This is a genomic window from Streptomyces sudanensis (assembly GCF_023614315.1).
GTDB classification, from domain to species: Bacteria; Actinomycetota; Actinomycetes; order Streptomycetales; family Streptomycetaceae; genus Streptomyces; species Streptomyces sudanensis.
This window is the reverse complement of sequence record NZ_CP095474.1, coordinates 4,072,644-4,078,653: the sequence shown is the minus strand read 5'-3', so window position 1 is coordinate 4,078,653 and position 6,010 is coordinate 4,072,644. Positions and strand designations below refer to the sequence as shown.

Here is a 6,010-nt window from a genome sequence, read left to right as displayed (position 1 = left end):
GANNCNGGAGCAAGAGACAGGGCCGGGACCGCCGGCGGGCCGGCCAGGGCGGACNCACCGGGCCGCCGGGGCCGCCGTGCGAGAGCGGACCGCCGGCGGGGCGGCCCGGTGTCCGCCCGGTGGACTTCCAGTATGCGGGCGGTGCCGGGGAGGGGGCGGCGCGGTCCCCGGCGGCCGGGCGGCGGTTCTTCGCCGGTCCGCCGGACCCCGGCAAGGTCCCCTCCACCCGGCAGCTACCCGAGAGTAACCGCGGCTGCTTGGATGTGCGGCGTCCCCGTACGCCGTCCCGTCCCCACAGGGAGTCACCGTGCCTCTGCCCCTGCCGCGCCCCGCGCTCCGCCGCGCGCCGCGTGCCGTCCTGTCCGCCGCGACGGCCGCGCTGCTCGCCGCGGTGCCGCTGGCCGCCGCCGCGCCGCCCGCGTCGGCCGCCCCCGCCGCGACGACGCCGGCCCTGAAGGTCCTGACGTACAACGTGTTCCTCTTCAACCGGGCCGTGTACCCGAACTGGGGTCAGGACCACCGGGCGAAGGCCATCCCGGCGGCGCCGTTCTTCCAGGGCAACGACGTGGTGGTGGTCCAGGAGGCGTTCGACAACACCTCGTCGGACGCGCTGATGCGGAACGCCGCCGCCCAGTACCCGCACCGGACGCCCGTGATGGGCCGCGGCACCTCCGGCTGGGACGCCACGGCCGGGGCGTACTCCGCGTTCACCGTCGAGGACGGCGGCGTGGCGGTGCTGAGCAGGTGGCCGATCGTCCGCAAGGAGCAGTACGTCTACAAGGACGCGTGCGGCGCGGACCGCCACTCCAACAAGGGCTTCGTGTACGCGGTGCTGGACGTGGACGGCCGGCGCGTCCACGTGGTCGGCACCCACGCCCAGTCGACCGACCCCGGCTGCGCGGCGGGCGAGGCCGCGCAGGTGAGGGCGCGGCAGTTCAGGGCGATGGACGCCTTCCTGGACGCCAAGGGCATCCCCGCGTCGGAGCAGGTGATCGTGGCGGGCGACCTCAACGTGGACTCGCGCACCCCCGAGTACGCGACGATGCTCGCCGACGCGGGCCTGGCCGGCGCGGACGCCCGCACCGGCCACCCGTACTCGTTCGACACGGTGGACAACTCCATCGCCGCCGAGCGCTACCCGGGCTACCCGCGCGAGGACCTCGACCACGTGCTGCACCGGGCCGGGCACGTCCGCCCGGCCGGCTGGACCAACACGGTGGTCAAGGAGCGCAGCGCCCCCTGGACCGTGTCGAGCTGGGGCACCTCCTACACCTACACCAACCTGTCGGACCACTACCCGGTGGTGGCCTCCGGGCAGTAGCCGTACGGGGCCGCGGCGCCCGGCGCCGCGGCCCCGTAGGGCCCCCACGGCGGTGCCGGGCGCGCGCTCAGGGGGTGCGGCACAGGGCGCGGTCGACGAGGCGGCGCAGCGCGTCCTCCTGGCGGGCGGCCGTCCGCGGGTCCGCGGAGCGGCTGTGCGCGGAGACGGTGACGGTGCGCCGGCCGTCCGCGGTCGTCGCCGCCCGGACGACGTACCCGAAGCCGCTCCCGCCGTGGCCGAGGTAGACGCCGCCGCAGGACAGGGGGGTGGAGAACAGGCCGAGGCCGTTCCGGGTGCCCTCCGGGTGGCCGCCGTCCCGCGGCACCGGCACGGTGGTCCGCATGGCGGCGAGTTCGGCGGGCTTCAGCAGCCGTCCGCCCGCCAGCGCGGCGAGGAAGCGGTTGAGGTCGCGGGCCGTGCCGGTCATCGAGCCGTCGGCCCCGCTGTCGAAGGGGCGGTAGGGGATCGTGGTGTCGACCATCGGGCCGTCCGGGGTGAACTGCTGGTGGTTGGCCGCGTGGGGGTGCGGGAGGAAGGGCCGGGTGCCGGGGGTGTCGGTGTGCCGTAGGCCGAGCGGGCGCAGGATGCGGTCGCGGACCTGCCGGTCCCAGGTGCGGCCGGTGACCTTCTCGATGATCATCCCGGCGAGCACGTAGTTCGTGTTGGAGTACGCCCAGCCGGTGCCCGCCGGGAAGGCGGGCGCGTGGCGTACGGCCAGGGCCACCAGTTCCTCGGGCTCGTAGGCGCGCCACCGGTGGGCGAAGTAGGTCCGGGCACCGGGGTCGGGGAACACGTCGTGGACGTAGTCGGGCAGGCCGCTGGTGTGCCGCAGCAGGTCGCGGACGGTGATGGTCCGGCCGTCGTTCCCCGCTCCGGACACGACCCCGGGCAGCAGCTCCTCCACCGTGTCGTCGAGGGAGAGCCGCTTCTCGCCCACCAGTTGCAGCACGACGGTCGCGACGAACGTCTTGGTGACACTGCCCAGGCGCAGGTGGCCGTCGACCGGGACAGGGCGGCGGGTGACCAGGTCCCCCACCCCGGAACGGGCCCTGACCGTCCCGTGCGGGGTGTCCACGCGGACCGCCACCCCGGTGACCCCGGTGTCCCGCAGCGCGTCGGCGTCACGCTGCACGGACCACTCCGTGCCGGGCGGGCGGGGCGCGGCCGAAGCCGCGGCGGACGGCAGGGACGACACGGCCAGCGCCAGTACGGCGCCCGACAACCACGAACGACGAAGGACCATGGCCCGAGGCTAGGGACGGCGGGGCCCGCCCGGCCATCCGGCGGACCCCCCTTCCGGGCGGGGGGCTGCCGGAGGGGCGCCGCACCGGGCAGCCCCCGGCCGGACCGGCGCGGCGGCCGGGATGCGGCGCCCCGGCCACCGCGCCGGGGCGGGGCGCCGCGTGCACGCGCGCCGGCCTGCCAGACCGCTACCCGCCGGACCGCTGCCCGCCGGACCGCTGCCCGCCGGCGGTCTCCGGGCGGTGGTCGTACGGGGTCGTGGTGGAGAGCACCCGGAAGCCCAGGCGGCCCAGGATCGGCCGGCTGTCGTCGGAGGCGTCCACCTGGAGCCAGCGGTGGCCCCGGTCGGCGGCGACGCGGGCCCGGTGGACGACCAGGGAGCGGTACAGGCCGCGCCCCCGCCACCCGGGCACCGTGCCGCCGCCCCACAGCCCGGCGAAGCCGGTGCCGGGCACGCACTCCATGCGCGCCGAGCTGACCGGCCGCCCGTCCGCGACGGCGACGACGGCCACGAGCGTGCCGGGCGCCTCGGCGAGCCGCCGGACCAGACGCCGCCGCAGCCGCGCGCCGTCCGTGCCGAAGGCGCGGTCGTGGACCTCGCCCATGAGGTCCACCCCGGCTGCGTCGGTCACCGGGACCAGTTCCACCCCGTCGGGCGGCGCCGTGCCGAGCGCGGCGATCCGGTCGGCCTCGGCGACCATCAGGGCCTCGCGCGGTCCGGCCGTGAACCCGGCCGCGCGCAGCCGGGTGCCGAGGTCGTGCGGCTCGTCGTGCGCGTACAGCTTCCACTCGAAGTCCCGCCCCAGGGCGGTGAAGTGGCGGACCTGCTCCGCGACGGCGGCGTCCGCCGTGGCGGCCGTCAGGCCGCTCCACAGCACGCCGTTCCACGCCTCGGGCGGGCCGGTCTGGCGGACGACGTCGCCGACCCGCTCCACGTCGCACCCGGGTCCGTCCGGTGGGGCCTCCCGCCGCATCCGGCGGTCGAACAGGGCCAGTACCTCCGCGTCGTCCATGGGGGCACCCGACCACCCGGGGGGCTCGTGCGGCAACGGGGTTTCCCGGGCGGAGGCGCACCCGGCCGGACGCGGGCACCGGCCGGCCCCGCCGGACGCGCGGCGATCGTGCCCGGTACGGCCGGGGCGCGCGGTGCCGGGCGGCCGCGCCGGGCGCGGCCGGAGCCGTACGCACCCCGGCGGACGGCCGCCCGCAGCGCCCCCGCCGGGGAGCGCCCGCTCACGCCCTCACCGCTCGTCGGTGAAGGTCTCGCCCCGTTCGGCCTTCTCCACCAGCAGCGCCGGCGGCTCGAAGCGCTCGCCGTAGCGCGCGGCCAGTTCGCGGGCGCGCGCGACGAAGCCGGGGAGCCCGCCCTCGTAGCCGTTGACGTACTGGAGCACGCCGCCCGTCCAGGCGGGGAAGCCGATGCCCATCAGCGAGCCGATGTTGGCGTCGGCGACCGACGTGAGGACGCCCTCCTCCAGGCACCGCACCGAGTCGAGGGCCTCGGAGAACAGCATCCGCTCCTGCATGTCCGCGAAGGGGACGGCCGCGTCCGGCCGGGTGAAGTGCTCCCGCAGCCCCGGCCACAGACCGGTCCGGCGGCCCTCCGCGTCGTAGTCGTAGAAGCCGGCGCCGCCGCGGCGGCCCGGGCGGCCGAACTCGTCGACCATGCGGTCGACGACGGCCTCCGCCGGGTGCGCGCGCCAGGTGCCGCCCGCCTCCTCCACCGCGCGCCGCGCCTCGCCGCGGATCCCGCGGACCAGGGTCAGGGTCAGGTCGTCCACCAGGGAGAGCACCTTCGCCGGGTAGCCGGCCTGGGCCGCCGCCTGCTCGACCGAGGCGGGTCCGACGCCCTCGCCGACCATGGCGACGCCCTCGTCGACGAACCGGCCGATGACCCGCGAGGTGAAGAAGCCGCGCGAGTCGTTGACGACGATCGGCGTCTTGGCGATCTGCCGGACCAGGTCGAACGCCCTGGCCAGCGCCTCCTCGCCGGTCCGCTCGCCCCTGACGATCTCCACCAGCGGCATCCGGTCGACCGGTGAGAAGAAGTGCAGGCCGACGAAGTCCGCCTGCCGCTCCACGCCCTCCGCGAGGACGGTGATCGGCAGCGTCGAGGTGTTGGAGCACAGCAGCGCGTCCGGCGCCACGACGCCCTGGACCTCCTGGAACACCTTGTGCTTGAGGGCCGTGTCCTCGAAGACGGCCTCGATCACGGCGTCGCAGCCCGCGAGGTCCGCCGTGTCGGCGGTCGGCCGGATGCGGGCCAGCAGCGCGTCGGCCTCCTCGCGGGTGGCGCGGCCCCGTTCGACGGCCCTGGCGCAGAGCTTCTCCGCGTACGCCCTGCCCCCGGCCGCGGCCTCCTCGGTGACGTCCTTCAGGACGACCTCGACGCCCGCTTTGGCGCAGGCGTACGCGATACCGGCGCCCATCGTCCCGGCGCCGAGGACGGCGGCCCTGCGGACCGTGCGCGGCTCGACGTCCCGGGGGCGGCTGCGGCCGGCGTTGACGGCCTGGAGGTCGAAGAAGAACGCCTGGATCATGTTCTTGGCGGTCTGCCCGACGGCCAGCTCGGTGAAGTAGCGGGCCTCGACGACCTGGGCCGTCTCGAAGTCGACCTGGGCTCCCTCCACGGCCGCCGCGAGGATGTTGCGGGGAGCCGGGAAGGGGGCGCCGTTCAGCTGCTTCCTGAGGTTGGCGGGGAAGGCGGGCAGGTTCGCGGCGAGCTCGGGGTGCGCGGGCGTCCCGCCGGGGATCCTGTGGCCGGGCTCGTCCCAGGGCTGCCGGGACTCGGGGTGGGCGTCGATGAACGCGCGCGCCCGGGCGAGCATCTCCTCCGGCGTGTCGGCGACCTCGTGGACCAGGCCGTTCTCCAGGGCCCGGCGGGGCGTGTACCGGGTGCCCTGGAGGAGCACCTTCAGCAGGGCGTCCGCGATGCCCATGAGCCGCACGGTGCGGACGACGCCGCCGGCGCCGGGGAGCAGGCCGAGCGTCACCTCGGGCAGGCCGATCCGCGAACCGGGCGCGTCGAGGGCGATCCGGTGGTGGGAGGCGAGGGCGATCTCGTACCCGCCGCCGAGGGCGGAGCCGTTGATCGCGGCGACGACGGGCCTGCCGAGGGTCTCGATGCGGCGCAGGGACCGCTTGACGTCGCAGGCCGCGTCGAAGACCCGCCGGGCGTCGGCCGGGCCCGCCCGCATCAGGTCCCTGAGGTCGCCGCCCGCGAAGAAGGTCCGCTTGGCGGAGGTGTAGACGATGCCGCGGATGGAGTCCCTCTCGGCCTCCGCGCGGTCGGCGACGGCGGCGAGCGACGCGCGGAACGCCTCGTTCATGGTGTTGGCGGACTGGTCGGGGTCGTCGAGGACGAGGGTGACGACGCCCGTCTCGTCCTGCTCCCAGCGGATGGTGGAACGCGTCGGCATGGCGGTCATGGATGCTTCTCTCCGTTGC

General features: G+C 76.2%; 4 protein-coding genes. 1 reads left to right on the top strand and 3 read right to left on the bottom strand.

The features are described from left to right. Nucleotides 1-307: 307 nt before the first annotated feature. Nucleotides 308-1,321 (top strand): sphingomyelin phosphodiesterase, encoded by a 1,014-nt coding sequence (gene sph / locus MW084_RS18780; RefSeq protein ID WP_010473848.1) that lies wholly within the window; start codon nt 308-310, stop codon nt 1,319-1,321. Between the two features lie 67 nt (nt 1,322-1,388). Here sph and MW084_RS18775 read toward each other — a convergent pair whose 3' ends face one another. From MW084_RS18775 to MW084_RS18765, 3 genes are all read right to left on the bottom strand, one after another. After that, a complete protein-coding gene (locus MW084_RS18775; protein WP_078572015.1) occupies nt 1,389-2,564 on the bottom strand; it encodes a serine hydrolase domain-containing protein in 1,176 nt (391 codons plus the stop codon). Nucleotides 2,565-2,751: 187 nt separating this feature from the next. Then, complete coding sequence (locus MW084_RS18770) at nt 2,752-3,576, bottom strand: GNAT family N-acetyltransferase (RefSeq protein ID WP_010473844.1); 825 nt, start codon at nt 3,574-3,576, stop codon at nt 2,752-2,754. Between the two features lie 228 nt (nt 3,577-3,804). Then, nucleotides 3,805-5,982, bottom strand: coding sequence for a 3-hydroxyacyl-CoA dehydrogenase NAD-binding domain-containing protein (locus tag MW084_RS18765; RefSeq protein WP_010473842.1), 2,178 nt, complete (start codon nt 5,980-5,982; stop codon nt 3,805-3,807). Nucleotides 5,983-6,010: the final 28 nt, after the last annotated feature.

Bases quoted from the DNA above. Each gene is read 5' to 3' on its own strand.
- MW084_RS18775 (WP_078572015.1), bottom strand. From the start codon at position 2,564: ATGGTCCTTCGTCGTTCGTGGTTGTCGGGCGCCGTACTGGCGCTGGCC.
- MW084_RS18765 (WP_010473842.1), bottom strand. From the start codon at position 5,982: ATGCCGACGCGTTCCACCATCCGCTGGGAGCAGGACGAGACGGGCGTC.
- MW084_RS18770 (WP_010473844.1), bottom strand. From the start codon at position 3,576: ATGGACGACGCGGAGGTACTGGCCCTGTTCGACCGCCGGATGCGGCGG.